Raw genomic sequence first — 13,495 nt, 5'->3', positions numbered from 1 at the left:
CGATGATCCGACACCTGATCCCCGCCGCGCCGCTACTGGTCCTGGCCGCCTGCGGGCCGGCGGACAACGCCCAAACCGGCAAGCCCGCCTCGGCCCCCGCCGCTTCCACGCCCCCTCCCGCCATGGTCACCCGGCCGGCTGCCGACGGCGGGGTCGATCGCTTCACGCCGTATGTCGGTGGTCCGCTGGCTCTGGACGAGTTCTCGGTCGGCCCGCTGATGTCGTTGACCGAGTTTTCGCTCGACGCCATCAGGCCGCGGTTTCCCAAGGCCCAGGTCGAAGCCGGCGTCCTGCGTGACGCCCAGGGCGCGGAGACGCCGATCATCACGGTTCGACAGGACGGCGGCGTGATCGAGATTCAAGGCAATCCCGGCGCCCGCACGGTCGGCGACATCCGCGTCACCGGCGGCGCGCCCCAGGGGCCGCGCGGCGAGACGCTCGGCCTGAAATGGGCGGACGCCGACATGGACTATCCGCGCTGCTGGATGGGCAAGGACCGCGACGCCCACGCTGTGATCTGCACCCAGCCCGGCGAGCCGGTGCTGCGCTACGTGTTCGCCGTGCCCGGCTGGACGGTGGACGCAACGCCGCCCGAGGCGGTGCTGCGCGACAAGGCGACCTTGCGAGAATTCCTCTGGCGGGGGGGCGCGCCCGTAGCTCCGGTGACGAATTGATCCTTTCCATCGACACCTGCCTGAACGCCAGCTCCGTCGCCATCCTGGACGGCGACGTCGTCCGCGCCGCCCGCAGCGAGCCGATGACTCGCGGTCACCAGGAGCGCATCGCCGTCCTGGCCCGCGAAGTGGCGGCCGAGGCCGGGGTGACGTTCGCCGAGCTGACCCGCGTCGCCGTCACCGTCGGCCCCGGCTCGTTCACCGGCCTGCGGGTCGGGCTGTCCTTCGCCAAGGGCCTGGCCACGGCCCTGTCGATCCCCTGCGTCGGCGTCAACACCCTGGAGGCCCTGGCGGCCTCGGCCCAGGCGGTGGGCCTCGTGGCCGGTGTGCTCGACGCCAAGATGGGCCAAGTCTATCTGCAGGTCTTCGACGGCGGAAGGCCGCTGATGGCTCCCGACGCCCTGGAGGTCGGGGTGGCCGCCGCGCGCCTGGCCGAGCTCTATTCGGGCGGACCGGCCACCCTGATCGGGTCCGGTGCGCCGCTGGTCGCCGAGGTCCTGCCCGGCGCCACCGTGCTGACGCCGGCCTATGCCGATCCCGTGGCCATCGCCCGCCTGGCGGCGGCCAAGCCGATCCCCGGCCATTCGCCCCGGCCGCTCTATCTGCGCGCGCCCTACGCCGTGGCGCCCGCGGCATGATCCTGCGTCCTGTCGGGCTGGAAGCCTGCTTCACCCTGGCCGATCTGCACGACCGGGCCTTCGACCGGCCCTGGTCGGCGGAGGAATTCGAGACCCTGCTCAACAGCCCCGGCGCCTTCGCGGTGCTGGGCGAGGCTGGCCAACCGGAGGAGGCCAAGGGCTTCATCCTGTGCCGGGCGATCGCCGGCGAGGCCGAGATCCTGACCGTGGCCGTCGACCCCGCCGCCCGCCGCCGCGGCTGGGGCGCCGCCCTGGTCGAGATGGCGGCCGGCGTCGCCAGGGAAGCCGCCGCCTTCGAGATGTTTCTCGAGGTCGCGGCCGACAATGTCGCGGCGATCCGGCTCTACGAGACCACCGGCTTCGCCCGCGTGGGCCTGAGAAAAGGCTATTATCCCCATGCGGATGGGGCCAAGGACGCGGTGGTGATGCGTCGGGTGCTTAACAGCTAGCGGCCAAACCCCTATCTTGCCCGCGAATCTGGCTTGGATTCATCTTCCGGAGACGTCGCCGTGGATCGCCTCGAAAAGCTCTGCATCGATAAGGGCATGCGCATGACCGACCAGCGTCGGGTCATCGCCCGCGTGCTGTCGGCGGCCACCGACCATCCGGACGTCGAGGAACTGCACCGCCGCGCCCACGCCGTCGACCCGCACATCTCGATCGCCACGGTCTATCGGACGGTCCGCCTGTTCGAGGAGAGCGGCATCATCGAGCGCCACGACTTCCGCGACGGCCGCTCGCGCTACGAAGAGACCCCCGACCATCACCACGACCACCTGATCGACATGAAGACCGGCAAGGTCGTCGAGTTCGTGGACGAGGAGATCGAGGCCCTGCAGAACGCCATCGCGCGGAAGCTGGGCTACAAGCTGGTGGATCACCGGCTGGAGCTGTACGGGGTTCCGATCGAGGAGTGAGCCTCGAACTTGCCCCCACCTGACGGCTTCGCCGTCTGTCCGCCCCCATAGGGGGCGGAGCGCTCTTCCCCCTCCGGGGGAAGACGGCCGAAGGCCAGTAGGGGGCAAGTGTATTCCCCACGGCCTTGCGCGTTAACGCCCCCGCGCTCATAACGCCCCCATGAGCGAGACCCCGCAAAAGCGCCTCTATATCAAGACCTACGGCTGTCAGATGAACGTCTATGACAGCGAGCGCATGGCCGACGTCCTGCGTCCGCTGGGCTATGGCGTGGTCGACGACCCGGAAGGGGCCGACCTGGTGGTGCTCAACACCTGCCACATCCGCGAGAAGGCCACCGAGAAGGTCTATTCCGAACTCGGCTACATCAAGCAGATGAAGGGCCGGAAGGCGCAGGCCGGCGGCAAGATGACCATCGCCGTGGCCGGCTGCGTGGCCCAGGCCGAGGGCAAGGAGATCATGCATCGCCAGCCGGCCGTCGACCTGGTGGTCGGGCCGCAGGCCTATCACCAGCTGCCCGAACTGATCGCCCGCGCCCACCGGGCGACCGGAGAGCGCCTGTCGGCCGACTTCGCCGCCGACGAGAAGTTCGACGCCCTGCCGGCCGAGCGCCAGGTGAACGGCGTCACCGCCTTCCTGACCGTGCAGGAGGGCTGCGACAAGTTCTGCACCTTCTGCGTGGTGCCCTATACGCGCGGCGGCGAGTGGTCGCGGCCGCCCGAGGCCATCGAGGACGAGGCCCGGCGCCTGGCCGACCAGGGCGTGCGCGAGGTCACCCTGCTGGGCCAGAACGTCAACGCCTATGACGGCGGCGGCCATACCCTGGCCAAGCTGGTTCGTCGCCTGGCCAGGATCCCCGGTCTGGACCGCATCCGCTACACCACCAGCCATCCGCGCGACATGGGCGAGGACCTGATCGCGGCGCACGGCGAACTGCCGCAGCTGATGCCCTATCTACACCTGCCCGTGCAGGCCGGGTCGGACAAGATCCTCAAGGCCATGAACCGCGACCACACCGCCGAGAGCTATGTGCGGCTGGTCGAGAAGATCCGCGCCGCGCGGCCCGACATCGCCATGAGCGGCGACTTCATCGTCGGCTTCCCCGGCGAGCGCGACGGCGATTTCGACAAGACGCTGGAGCTGGTCCGCGAGGTCGGCTTCGCCAGCGCCTTCTCGTTCAAATATTCGCGCCGCCCCGGCACCCCGGCCTCGGCCATGCCGGGCCAGGTGGACGAAGCGGTCAAGGCCGAGCGCCTGGACCGCCTCAACGCCCTGCTGGACGCGCAGCAGAAGGCGTTCAACGCCCTGCAGGTCGGCAAGGTCCTGCCGGTGCTGTTCGAGAAAAAAGGCCGCAACCCCGGTCAAATCGTCGGCCGCAGTCCCTATCTGCAGGCTGTGCACGCGGTGGGCCCCGACAGCCTGCTGGGCCAGATCGTTCCCGTTCGCATCGAGTCGTCGGCCAAGATGAGCCTGGGCGGCGTGCTCGAGAACCAATCTTTGCTGGAGTCCGCTTGAGCCGCACGCCTGAGTTCCTGCCCCTGTCCGCTGCCGCCGTGCGCGCCGTTTCCGGCCCGAACGGCCGTCACGCCGCCCTGATCGAGGACGCCTTCAAGGTGCTGATCGAGACGCCGGGCGGCGGGGTGACGATCACCGGCGACGTCAAGGGCCGCTCAAGCGCCAAGCGGGTGATCGTCGCCCTGGCCGATCGGGCCGACGCCGAGGACGAGGTGGTGGAGGCCGACGTGCGGGTGGCGGTCGGCGAGGCCCACAGCGCCGGCGGCCAGGCCTCGCCTCGCGCGGTGCGCAAGGGCTCGGTGTCGCCCAAGACCAAGGGCCAGGCCCGCTACATGGAGGCCATGGCCAGCCATCCGCTGTGCTTCGGCCTGGGCCCGGCCGGCACGGGCAAGACCTTCCTGGCCGTCGCCCAGGGCGCGGGCATGCTGCTGCGCGGCGAGGTCGACCGGCTGATCGTCACCCGGCCCGCCGTCGAGGCTGGCGAGAAGCTGGGCTTTCTGCCAGGCGACCTCAACGAGAAGGTCGACCCCTACATGGCCCCGGTCTGGGAGGCTCTGACTGACATCATGGGCGCCGACCAGCTGCGCCGCCGCCGCGAGAAGCTGGAGATCGAGGTCGCCCCGATCGCCTTCATGCGCGGTCGCACCCTGGCCCATGCGTTCGTCATTGTCGATGAAGCCCAGAACTGCTCGCGGCTGCAGATGAAGATGGTGCTGACCCGGCTGGGCGAGGGCGCGCGGATGGTGGTCACCGGAGATCCGACCCAGGTCGACCTGCTGAACCCGCGAGACTCCGGCCTGGCCCATGCCGTGTCGATCCTGGAGGGGGTCGAGGGCGTGGCGGTGTCGCGTTTCACCTCGGCCGACGTGGTGCGCCATCCGCTGGTCGAGCGCATCGTCAAGGCCTACGACGCCGACGCCCTGCAGACGACGACGCGCTGATGACCGTCACGGTCGACATCGAGATCGAGGATGAGGCCTGGATCAGGGCCGAGCCCGAGGTCGAGGCCCTGGTCTGGCGCGCCGCCCAGGCGGTGCTGGACGCTCACGAGGACATCGAAGGGAACGGCATCGTCATCCTGCTGGCCGACGACGACAGCGTCCAGGCGCTGAACCGCGACTTCCGCCAGAAGGACTATGCGACCAACGTCCTGTCCTTCCCCTCGGCTCAAGATCCCGTGGGCAATCCGGAAGGCCAGATCGGCGATATCGCCCTGGCGTTCGGGGTCTGCGCCCGCGAAGCGGCCGAGCAGGGCAAGCCCCTCGCGCACCACTTGCAACATCTGGTGGCGCACGGGGTGCTTCATCTCTTAGGATACGATCATCAGGACGACGCCGAGGCCGAGGCGATGGAAGCGTTCGAGCGCGAGATCCTCGCGGGTTTGGACATTCCCGATCCCTACGCCGAACCCACGTCACCAGAGGGATAACCAAGCCAGGGCATGCCCAGCGACGACCAGAGTTCCACGCCCGCCGGCCCGGCTCGCCTGAGCCGGGGCGTGCGGGCGTTCTTCCGCAGGATGCGCAAGGGGCTGGCCCCGGGCGGGCTGGTCCCGTCGGCTGAGACGCGTCCGGCCGACCCGGCCCTGGTCCACGAGGTCGACATGGTCGACCAGGCCGAGGCGTTCCAGAGCCTGAGGGTGGCCGACGTGATGACCCCCCGCGCCGACATCGTGGCGGTCGAGGTGTCGACGGCGTTCGAGGCGCTGGTGGCCCAGTTCACCGAGGCCGAGCACTCGCGGATGCCGATCTATCGCGAGACCCTGGACGATCCAGTGGGGGTGGTCCACGTCAAGGACGTGTTCCGCCTGCTGGCCGATGACGACAGGCGTCCGGGGGCCGCCGACCAGATCCTGCACCGGTTGCGGCGCGAGGCGCTGTACGTGCCGGCCTCGATGCGGGCCGCCGACCTGCTGCTGCGCATGCGCACCAGCCGCATCCACATGGCCCTGGTCATCGACGAGTTCGGCGGCACCGACGGCCTGGTGACCATGGAGGACCTGATCGAGGCGGTGGTCGGCGAGATCGACGACGAGCACGACGACGCCCAGGTGTCCAACATCGTCGCCCGTCCCGGCGGCCTGTTCGAGGTCGACGCCCGCGCGCCGCTGGAGGACCTGGAGGCCGCGCTCGATTGCGACCTGGCGCCGCCGGACATGGAAGAGGACATCGACACCGTCGCCGGCCTGGTGGTGGCTCTGGCTGGCCGCGTGCCGCAGCGCGGCGAGGTGATCGCCCATCCGGCCGGCTTCGACCTGGAGGTCGTCGAGGCCGATCCACGGCGGGTGCGCCGGGTGCGGGTGCGCCCCGTCGTCGCGCCCGACGCCGAGGCCTCCGACCCGCCCGGACGCGTGGCCGCTTCGTGACCCTGCCGGTCCCGTCGAAGTTGACGCCGTGGCGCGCCCGGGGTCTGGCCCTGCTGGCGGGCCTGGCCGCCGCCCTGGCCCATCCGCCGTTCGGGATCCTGCCGGGCCTGCTGGGCTACGCCGCGCTTCTCTGGCTGCTGGACGCGGCCGACGGGCCTCGACCCCTGCGCTCGGCCTTCTTTCGCGGCTGGCTGACGGGGCTCGCCTATTTCGGCCTTTCCACCTGGTGGATCGCCGAGGCCTTCATGGTCGACGCCGCCAACCAGGGCTGGATGGCCCCGTTCGCGGTGGCGGCGATGGCCGCGGGCATGGCGTTGTTCTGGGGTCTGGCGGCGGTGCTCTACCGCCTGGTCCGCCCGCCCGGCGCGCGGCGCGTGCTGGTGTTCGCCGGCGCCTTCGCGGCTTTGGAGTGGACGCGCGGACACATCCTGACCGGCTTTCCCTGGAACCTGCCCGGCGAGACCTGGAAGGCCGGCTCGGCCGTGTCGCAGGTCGCGGCCCTGGTCGGCGCCTACGGCCTGACCTGGTTCACCCTGGCGATCGCCGCGGCCCCGGCGGTCTGGCGCGACGGCAGGCGCGGCCGGATCGCGGTGGGGGCGGCGCTCGCCGGCCTGGGGGTGCTCTTCGCCGGCGGATGGCTGCTGCGCGCCGCGCCCACGCCGGTCGCTGGTCAGGCGCCCACGACCGTCCGCATCATCCAGGCCGACATCCCGCAGGAATCCAAGTGGGACCAGGCGCGCTTCGCCCAGATCGTCCAGGCCTATGTCTCGCTGACCGCCAGGCCCTACGCCGGCAAGCCCGCCGATCTCGTCGTCTGGCCCGAGGGCGCCCTGCCGTTGGCGATCAACGACTACATGGTTCCGGGCAGCTGGGTGCGGCAGGCCATCGTCGACGCCCTCAAGCCGGGGCAGGTGATGCTGCTGGGCGGCTATCGCTACGAAGGGACCCCCGACAAACCAGTCTATTACAACAGCCTGGTCGCCCTGCGCCGCACGGCCGGCGATGTCGAGGTGGTCGGGATCTACGACAAGCACCGGCTGGTGCCGTTCGGCGAGTACCTGCCGGCCGACGCCCTGATGACGAAGCTGGGCGTCAAGAGCATGGCCCATCTGGGCGACGGCTTCGCCACGGGGCCGGCCCCCAGGCCGCTGCGGATCGCCCCGAACCTGCTGGTCCAGCCGCTGATCTGCTATGAGAGCCTGTTCCCGCGCCTGGCCGAGCCGGCGCCGGCCGTGCGCGCCATCGTCAATGTCTCCAACGACGCGTGGTTCGGCGTGACGTCCGGACCCTTGCAGCACCTGAACCTGGCCAGCTATCGCGCGATCGAGACGGGCCTGCCGCTGATCCGGGCGACGCCGACGGGGGTTTCCGCCCTGATCGACGCCCGAGGGCGGATCTTGCCCCACGCCCGCCTGAATCTTGGCGAATCAGGGGTGATCGACGGTAAGGTGCCCAATGTCGGCTTTCCGACGCTGTTCTCCAGACTTGGGCACTGGCCATTCGGACTGCTGCTTTTGGTTTCATTCGCCGCCGCGATTCGCGTTCCAGGGGGTCGGCGCTTGGAAAAAGTCCCGAACTGAAACAGACAGGCTTCCAGATTCCCGTGGCTTTTTCCCCCAAGTGATTGAACGGCATGAACACGACCTCTGACCAAGACCGCTCCCCCAACCCGATCGACCTGCACGTCGGCGCCCGCATCCGCATGCGGCGCAAGATTCTCGGCGTCAGCCAGGAGCGTCTGGCCGACGATCTGGGCCTGACCTTCCAGCAGGTGCAGAAGTACGAGCGCGGCGCCAACCGCGTCAGCGCCTCCAAGCTGTACGAGATCGCCAAGAGCCTGCAGTCCTCGGTGTCCTACTTCTTCGAAGGCCTGGCCGACCCGACCGATGTCGACGGTTTCGAGGAAAACGGCTCCGAGCAGTTCGTGCACGATTTCCTGATGACCCCGGAAGGCCTGGAACTGGCCGCGCTGTTTCCGCGCATCGGCAAGTCCCGCGTCCGCCGGCGCATTCTCGACCTCGTCCGGTCGATGGCCGACGAGCTGATCGAGGAAGAGGCGGAAGCCTGATCGGCGAAAGCAGGCCAGGGCGGCTTGCGGACATAAACATATCTTTATATGTTCGCGACTAGTTCCCTCGGGCAGACCGTCCGAGCGGGCGACGTCATGTCCGGAGCTGACCCTTGAGCCGTTCTTCCTACATCTTCACCAGCGAAAGCGTTTCCGAAGGCCATCCGGACAAGGTCGCCGACCGGATCAGCGACACCGTCGTCGACGCCTTCCTGAGCGCCGACTCCGAAGCCCGCGTCGCCTGCGAAACCCTGGTCACCACCAACCGCATCGTCCTGGCGGGCGAGGTGCGGGCCGGCAAGCCGGGCGGCGACAAGGCCGCCAACAAACAGCTGACCAAGGACATCATCAAGTCGCTGGAGCCCAAGGTCCGGGCCGCGATCAAGGATATCGGCTACGAGCAGAAGGGCTTCCACTGGGAGAAGGCCAAGTACGCCTGCTACCTGCACGGCCAGTCGGCCCACATCGCCCAGGGCGTGGACGCCTCGGACAAGAAGGACGAAGGCGCCGGCGACCAGGGCATCATGTTCGGCTACGCCAGCACCGAGACCCCGGAGCTGATGCCGGCCACCCTGCAGTACAGCCACAACATCCTCAGCCGCCTGGCCCAGCTGCGCCACTCGGGCGAGCTGTCGGAGCTTGAGCCCGACGCCAAGAGCCAGGTGACCCTGGAATACGACGCCGCCGGCAAGCCGGTCCGCGTGGTCTCGATCGTCGTGTCGCACCAGCACAAGAAGAAGATCGACGGCAAGGCCGCGACCTCCAAGCGCGTGCTGGACCTGATCAAGCCGCACATCCTGCCGATCTTCCCGGACGGTCTGATCACCAAGAAGACCCAGTGGCTGGTCAATCCGACCGGCCGCTTCGAGATCGGCGGCCCGGACGGCGACGCCGGCGTCACCGGCCGCAAGATCATCGTCGACACCTATGGCGGCGCGGCCCCGCACGGCGGCGGCGCGTTCTCGGGCAAGGACCCGACCAAGGTCGACCGCTCGGCGGCCTATGCCTGCCGCTACCTGGCCAAGAACGTGGTCGCCGCGGGTCTGGCCGACCGCTGCACCATCCAGATCGCCTACGCCATCGGCGTGGCCCAGCCCGTGTCGTTCCACGTCGACCTGCACGGCACCGGCAAGGTCGATCCGGCCCAGCTGGAAAAGCTTTTGCCCCAGCTGATCGGCGGCGCCACCCCGCGCTCGATCCGTGAACACCTGCAGCTGAACAAGCCGATCTACGCCCGCACCGCCGCCTACGGCCACTTCGGCCGCACGCCGGACAACGAGGGCGGCTTCTCGTGGGAGAAGACCGACCTGGTGTCGGAACTGAAGGGCCTGGCCTGAGGCCAGACAACATCTGGGGACACACACTCGCCCCGCTGCTCATGCCGATCTGGCTCGGTTGGGGAGCGAGTGTGTGTCCCCGACCGTGATGCGGGCCTCGATCATGCGATCGGGGCCCGTTTTCATTTCGACTTCAAAGCTCTAAGACCCCGCCCATGACCAATCCCCAACAGCCCCACGGGCCGCTGCGCTCGTTCGGCCGCCTGAAGTCGCGGCCGGTGAAGCCGCGCCAGCAGGCGCTGCTCGACACCCTGCTGCCGACGATCGCCGTGCCGACTGCGCCGTTCGAGCCCCGCGACCTGATGCCCGAGGCCAGGGAAGTCTGGCTGGAGATCGGGTTTGGCGGCGGCGAGCACATGGCCGCCCAGGCCGGCAGGCGCCCCGACGTGCTGGTGATCGGGGCCGAGCCCTTCGTCAACGGCGTGGCCAGCGCCGTCCGCCATGTCGAGGAACAGGGGCTTGCCAACGTCCGCATTCACGAGGGCGACGCCCGCGACGTGGTCGGCTGGCTGCCCGAAGCCAGCATCGACCGCCTGTTCATCATGTTCCCGGATCCCTGGCACAAGGCCCGCCACAACAAGCGCCGCCTGGTCCAGCCGGCCTTCGTGGCCGAACTGGCGCGGGTGCTCAAGGTCGGGGCGGCCTTCCGCTTCGCCACCGACTGGGCTGACTACGCCGACTGGACGATCGAGCGGGTGCTGGCCGACCCGGCCTTCCGCTTCGCCGACGACACCGCCGACCGCAACGCCGCCCCCGCCGACCACGTCACCACGCGCTACGAGGAAAAGAAGCTGGGCGACTGCGCGCCGGTCTTCCTGGACTTCGTCCGCGTCTAGAGCAAATCGCGCGATATAGGAATCGCACGATTTGCTCTAGCCTTTTGTTTTCGCATCGCTTTTGCGGAAAACCGGCATCCACTTTTCCGCGCGATGCTCTAGGGCGGGCTACGAGGTCGTCGCTTTGCAGCCAATCGATGCCGACAGCAGCCTTTGCGAGCATCGGCTGAGGGTGGCGAGTCGACCTTGGTCACCGGGCGCGGAACTCCGATCTCAGCACCATTGTGAGCGCGACGGCCATGCTTACTCCATAGCCCCACAGCAGCCACGCCGCCCCCAGACGGACAGCGAGGGGGTCCGAGCCGTAGAGGTCCGAAAACCATCTGAGCGCCACACCATCAATCATCATTGCTGTCGCTCCCACGAACGCTACGCCGGAGAGCAACTGATTGGGCGCGAGCCGCGCCAAGACTTTCGTTAGCCAGACGCTGAGCCACGCAACGGGCAGGGTGGTGACAAATCCCATTGAGCCTTGAAGCGGGTTGATCAACGCGTTCGGCAGAAGGCGGATGTAAAGTGTCGCCAACGCCCAAAACCCCAAGCTAAGCGCGACAAGCTTTGCGATCTGCATTTTGCTTGGCATCACACCCTCCGGTCAGAAATGTAGCACATGCTACATAGCGCAAGCGCGTAGCGCGCGCTACATATTTCGGCATGACAACCAAAGCTGCGAAGAGAGCCGAGTTGATAGAGCGTGTGGCTGAGCGTCTGCTCGCCGTCGGGGCAGCCCAAATCCCGCTTCGAGACCTCGCGGCCGAACTCGGAACGAGCGATCGGATGTTGCTGTATTACTTCAGGGACAAAAGCGACCTTGTAGAAGCATCACTCGAAGTGATTGCCTCGCGACTATCGGGGATGCTGGACGCGGTTGTGCCGAGCGTCAGGGCCCAGCCCGCAGAGTTGCTTCTCACGCTTCTAGCCCTACTGCGCTCAGATGCGTTTACACCCGCAATGACCGTCTGGGCTGACATCATCGCACGGGGTAACCGGGGCGAAGAGCCATTTCAACGCATCGCAGGGTACACCGTTCTGCGCTGGCTGGACTGGCTTGAGCACCGGCTGGATCTTGGAAGCGTGACCGAGAGGCGCGATGCGGCCGCCGCGATCTTGACGATCGTGGAGGGCGCCAGGCAGCTTGAGGCCTCAGCGCCGGGGTCAACACGTCAGGTTGGCGCCACCCTCTCGCGTGCGTTCGGCAACGTCTGAGTTGGGTCGAAAGATGAGTTCGGTTCGTCCGGAGCGAGCTCCTAGAGCAAGTCGCGCGATATAGGAATCACGCGACTTGCTCTAGATTTTTGTTTTCGCATCGTTTTTGCGGAAAACCGGCGTCCACTTTTCCGCACGATGCTCTAGATCCGCCGCCATCCCGACAGCAGCGGAATGGTCGCGCAGGCCGGGCCGCCGTCCTTGTCGCGGCCGGCGATGGTCGCGGTCAGCACCGCTCCCGCCTCGGCGGCCGGCAGGTCGTGCAGATAGACCTTGATCCGCCGCGACCAGTCGGAGTGCTGGCCCGCCTGTCGGCCGGAGGCGATATAGACGAAGCGTCCCCGGCCGTCGGATCGCACGAAACCGCCGCCGGGACGAGGGCCGTCCGGCGTGTCGGTCAAGGCGATCGCGACGTCGAAGGAAAGATCGCCTCCGTCCGCCATGGCCGGATCGACCGGCCGGCTCCTGGCGTCCTGCAGCGAAAAGACCACGCCCTCGGGCGGGTCGGCCAGGACGATCCTCAAGGTGAGATCAATCCTGGCCATCAGGCCTCAGTAGTTCTCGTCGTGGCGCTTGATCGCGGCGCGGATGATCTCGGCGGTTTCCTCCGGATCGGCCCAGCCGGTGATCTTGGTCGACTTGCCCTTTTCCAGGTCCTTGTAGTGCTGGAAGAAGTGGGCGATCTGCTCGGTCAGGATCACCGGCAGGTCGCGCCAGCTGGACACGCCCGTATAGAACGGGTGCAGCTTGTCGACCGGCACGGCCAGGATCTTTTCGTCCGAACCGGCCTCGTCGACCATCATCAGGGCGCCGATCGGCCGGCAGCGGATGATCGCGCCGGGCACCACCGGGGTCGGGCCCACGACCATGATGTCGGCCGGGTCGCCGTCGTCGGCCAGGGTGTGCGGGATGAAGCCGTAATTGGCCGGGTAGAACATCGCCGTGTGCAGGAAGCGGTCGACCATCAGGGCGCCGCTGGCCTTGTCGATCTCGTACTTCACCGGTTCGCCGCCTTGCGGGATCTCGATGACGGCGTTCAGGTCGTACGGCGGGTTCACGCCGACGGCGATCTTGGAGAGGTCCATCGTGACTCTTCGTTTGGGATAGGTCCCGCGGGGAGGCGAGCCTGCGCGGGGCGCTTGTAGCCTACAAGTGCTGCACTGCGGAAGAGGCGACGACGCCTGGCGACGGCAGGGGGCTTCCAACCGCCCGAACATCGCGCTATATAGGCCCTACATCGTCCGTTAGCGCTGATAGCGCTTTCGAGCGGCGGCCCGAAAGGCTGCCGCTTTTTCTTTGGCCGCTCGCCAGCTTGAGCGTGTCGGCCCAGTGAGTTGAGAGAACCGTGCGCGGCAAGACGCAGGAAGATATCGGTCTGGTCGAACTGCTCGATCCCGTCGCCGAGTCCGTCGGCTACGAGATCGTTCGCCTGCGCCTGATGGGCGGGGCCGAGCAGCGCCGGCTGCAGATCATGGCCGAACGTCCGGACGGCGACATGAACGTCGAGGATTGCGCCAGGCTGTCGCGCGCCATCTCCGAGATCATGGACGCGGCCGACCCGATCGCCGGCGAGTACACCCTGGAAGTTTCCAGCCCGGGCGTCGACCGACCCCTCACCCGGCTGAAGGATTTCGACACCTATGCCGGCCTGGAGGTCCGCATCGAGCTGGACCGCGTCGCCGAGGGCCGCAAGCGCTTCAAGGGCGAGCTGGCCGGCGTCGAGGACGGCCAGGTGGGGCTGAACCTTGAGGGCGAGGACGACACCACCGTCTATTTCCCGTTCGACTGGATCGTCGACGCCAAGCTGGTGTTGAATGACGAACTGATGAAGCGCGGCGCCCAGCAGCGGGCCGCCCGCGTCGGCGCTGACGCCGATTCCGAAGACCTCGGCGACGACGCCGAAGACGATATTGACCTGTCCGAAAGTGAAGAGGACTGACC

General features: G+C 68.0%; 17 protein-coding genes. 14 read left to right on the top strand and 3 right to left on the bottom strand.

The window, feature by feature from the left end; translation table 11 throughout:
- Positions 1–2: 2 nt before the first annotated feature.
- The 12 genes from EV278_RS14970 (at position 3) to trmB (ending at position 10,348) form a co-directional block, all read left to right on the top strand.
- Entirely contained in the window at positions 3–674 is a 672-nt protein-coding gene (locus EV278_RS14970) for a DUF1131 domain-containing protein (RefSeq protein WP_132092948.1), read from the top strand.
- Complete coding sequence (gene tsaB / locus EV278_RS14965; RefSeq protein WP_132092945.1) at positions 671–1,312, top strand: tRNA (adenosine(37)-N6)-threonylcarbamoyltransferase complex dimerization subunit type 1 TsaB; 642 nt, start codon at positions 671–673, stop codon at positions 1,310–1,312. Before EV278_RS14970 ends, tsaB begins: the two co-directional genes overlap by 4 nt.
- Entirely contained in the window at positions 1,309–1,761 is a 453-nt protein-coding gene (gene rimI / locus EV278_RS14960) for a ribosomal protein S18-alanine N-acetyltransferase (protein ID WP_132092942.1), read from the top strand. Before tsaB ends, rimI begins: the two co-directional genes overlap by 4 nt.
- 60 nt (positions 1,762–1,821) lie before the next feature.
- Positions 1,822–2,229, top strand: coding sequence for a Fur family transcriptional regulator (locus EV278_RS14955; protein WP_029589386.1), 408 nt, complete (start codon positions 1,822–1,824; stop codon positions 2,227–2,229).
- A 160-nt stretch (positions 2,230–2,389) separates the two neighbouring features.
- Complete coding sequence (miaB, locus tag EV278_RS14950; protein WP_132092939.1) at positions 2,390–3,742, top strand: tRNA (N6-isopentenyl adenosine(37)-C2)-methylthiotransferase MiaB; 1,353 nt, start codon at positions 2,390–2,392, stop codon at positions 3,740–3,742.
- Positions 3,739–4,683 (top strand): PhoH family protein, encoded by a 945-nt coding sequence (locus EV278_RS14945; protein WP_132092935.1) that lies wholly within the window; start codon positions 3,739–3,741, stop codon positions 4,681–4,683. The genes miaB and EV278_RS14945 overlap by 4 nt, the downstream gene beginning before the upstream one ends.
- A 17-nt stretch (positions 4,684–4,700) precedes the next feature.
- Positions 4,701–5,171, top strand: a complete 471-nt coding sequence (gene ybeY / locus EV278_RS14940) for an rRNA maturation RNase YbeY (protein WP_165916661.1) — start codon at positions 4,701–4,703, stop codon at positions 5,169–5,171.
- 12 nt (positions 5,172–5,183) lie between these two features.
- A complete protein-coding gene (locus tag EV278_RS14935; protein WP_132092929.1) occupies positions 5,184–6,107 on the top strand; it encodes a hemolysin family protein in 924 nt (307 codons plus the stop codon).
- Positions 6,104–7,687, top strand: a complete 1,584-nt coding sequence (gene lnt / locus EV278_RS14930) for an apolipoprotein N-acyltransferase (protein WP_132092926.1) — start codon at positions 6,104–6,106, stop codon at positions 7,685–7,687. Before EV278_RS14935 ends, lnt begins: the two co-directional genes overlap by 4 nt.
- 53 nt (positions 7,688–7,740) lie before the next feature.
- Positions 7,741–8,175, top strand: a complete 435-nt coding sequence (locus tag EV278_RS14925) for a helix-turn-helix transcriptional regulator (RefSeq protein ID WP_132092923.1) — start codon at positions 7,741–7,743, stop codon at positions 8,173–8,175.
- Positions 8,176–8,288: 113 nt separating this feature from the next.
- On the top strand, positions 8,289–9,512 hold the full coding sequence (gene metK / locus EV278_RS14920; protein WP_132092920.1) for a methionine adenosyltransferase: 1,224 nt from the start codon (positions 8,289–8,291) through the stop codon (positions 9,510–9,512).
- Positions 9,513–9,667: 155 nt separating this feature from the next.
- Positions 9,668–10,348 carry a tRNA (guanosine(46)-N7)-methyltransferase TrmB gene (gene trmB, locus EV278_RS14915; protein WP_132092917.1) on the top strand — a complete coding sequence of 227 codons (681 nt, stop codon included), beginning with the start codon at positions 9,668–9,670 and terminating at the stop codon, positions 10,346–10,348.
- Positions 10,349–10,538: 190 nt separating this feature from the next.
- On the opposite strand, the gene EV278_RS14910 is transcribed toward trmB, so the two are convergent.
- Positions 10,539–10,931 (bottom strand): DUF5367 family protein, encoded by a 393-nt coding sequence (locus tag EV278_RS14910; RefSeq protein WP_207905493.1) that lies wholly within the window; start codon positions 10,929–10,931, stop codon positions 10,539–10,541.
- Between the two features lie 71 nt (positions 10,932–11,002).
- Between EV278_RS14910 and EV278_RS14905 the strand changes: the two genes are divergently transcribed.
- Positions 11,003–11,554, top strand: a complete 552-nt coding sequence (locus tag EV278_RS14905) for a TetR family transcriptional regulator (protein ID WP_132092914.1) — start codon at positions 11,003–11,005, stop codon at positions 11,552–11,554.
- Between the two features lie 143 nt (positions 11,555–11,697).
- On the opposite strand, the gene EV278_RS14900 is transcribed toward EV278_RS14905, so the two are convergent.
- Both EV278_RS14900 and ppa read right to left on the bottom strand, forming a co-directional pair.
- Positions 11,698–12,099 carry a DUF5990 family protein gene (locus EV278_RS14900; RefSeq protein ID WP_132092911.1) on the bottom strand — a complete coding sequence of 134 codons (402 nt, stop codon included), beginning with the start codon at positions 12,097–12,099 and terminating at the stop codon, positions 11,698–11,700.
- A gap of 6 nt (positions 12,100–12,105) precedes the next feature.
- Complete coding sequence (gene ppa / locus EV278_RS14895; RefSeq protein ID WP_019848686.1) at positions 12,106–12,639, bottom strand: inorganic diphosphatase; 534 nt, start codon at positions 12,637–12,639, stop codon at positions 12,106–12,108.
- Between the two features lie 260 nt (positions 12,640–12,899).
- Here ppa and rimP point away from each other — a divergent pair, with 260 nt between their 5' ends.
- The gene (rimP, locus tag EV278_RS14890) at positions 12,900–13,493 is read left to right on the top strand and encodes a ribosome maturation factor RimP (protein ID WP_132092908.1); all 594 of its coding nucleotides are present in this window, start codon (positions 12,900–12,902) and stop codon (positions 13,491–13,493) included.
- Positions 13,494–13,495: the final 2 nt, after the last annotated feature.

It is taken from the genome of Caulobacter sp. BK020 (genome assembly GCF_004342605.1).
In the GTDB taxonomy this organism is placed as follows: Bacteria; Pseudomonadota; Alphaproteobacteria; order Caulobacterales; family Caulobacteraceae; genus Caulobacter.
Note: the sequence above shows the minus strand (reverse complement) of the source record. Positions and strands in the feature narration are given on the sequence as shown.

Excerpts from the sequence above, each read along its gene's own strand:
- EV278_RS14970 (WP_132092948.1), top strand. The coding sequence starts at position 3 with ATGATCCGACACCTGATCCCCGCCGCGCCGCTACTGGTCCTGGCCGCC.
- EV278_RS14900 (WP_132092911.1), bottom strand. The coding sequence starts at position 12,099 with ATGGCCAGGATTGATCTCACCTTGAGGATCGTCCTGGCCGACCCGCCC.
- EV278_RS14905 (WP_132092914.1), top strand. The coding sequence starts at position 11,003 with ATGACAACCAAAGCTGCGAAGAGAGCCGAGTTGATAGAGCGTGTGGCT.
- EV278_RS14925 (WP_132092923.1), top strand. The coding sequence starts at position 7,741 with ATGAACACGACCTCTGACCAAGACCGCTCCCCCAACCCGATCGACCTG.
- EV278_RS14935 (WP_132092929.1), top strand. The coding sequence starts at position 5,184 with ATGCCCAGCGACGACCAGAGTTCCACGCCCGCCGGCCCGGCTCGCCTG.
- trmB (WP_132092917.1), top strand. The coding sequence starts at position 9,668 with ATGACCAATCCCCAACAGCCCCACGGGCCGCTGCGCTCGTTCGGCCGC.
- ppa (WP_019848686.1), bottom strand. The coding sequence starts at position 12,639 with ATGGACCTCTCCAAGATCGCCGTCGGCGTGAACCCGCCGTACGACCTG.
- EV278_RS14910 (WP_207905493.1), bottom strand. The coding sequence starts at position 10,931 with ATGCCAAGCAAAATGCAGATCGCAAAGCTTGTCGCGCTTAGCTTGGGG.
- rimI (WP_132092942.1), top strand. The coding sequence starts at position 1,309 with ATGATCCTGCGTCCTGTCGGGCTGGAAGCCTGCTTCACCCTGGCCGAT.
- miaB (WP_132092939.1), top strand. The coding sequence starts at position 2,390 with ATGAGCGAGACCCCGCAAAAGCGCCTCTATATCAAGACCTACGGCTGT.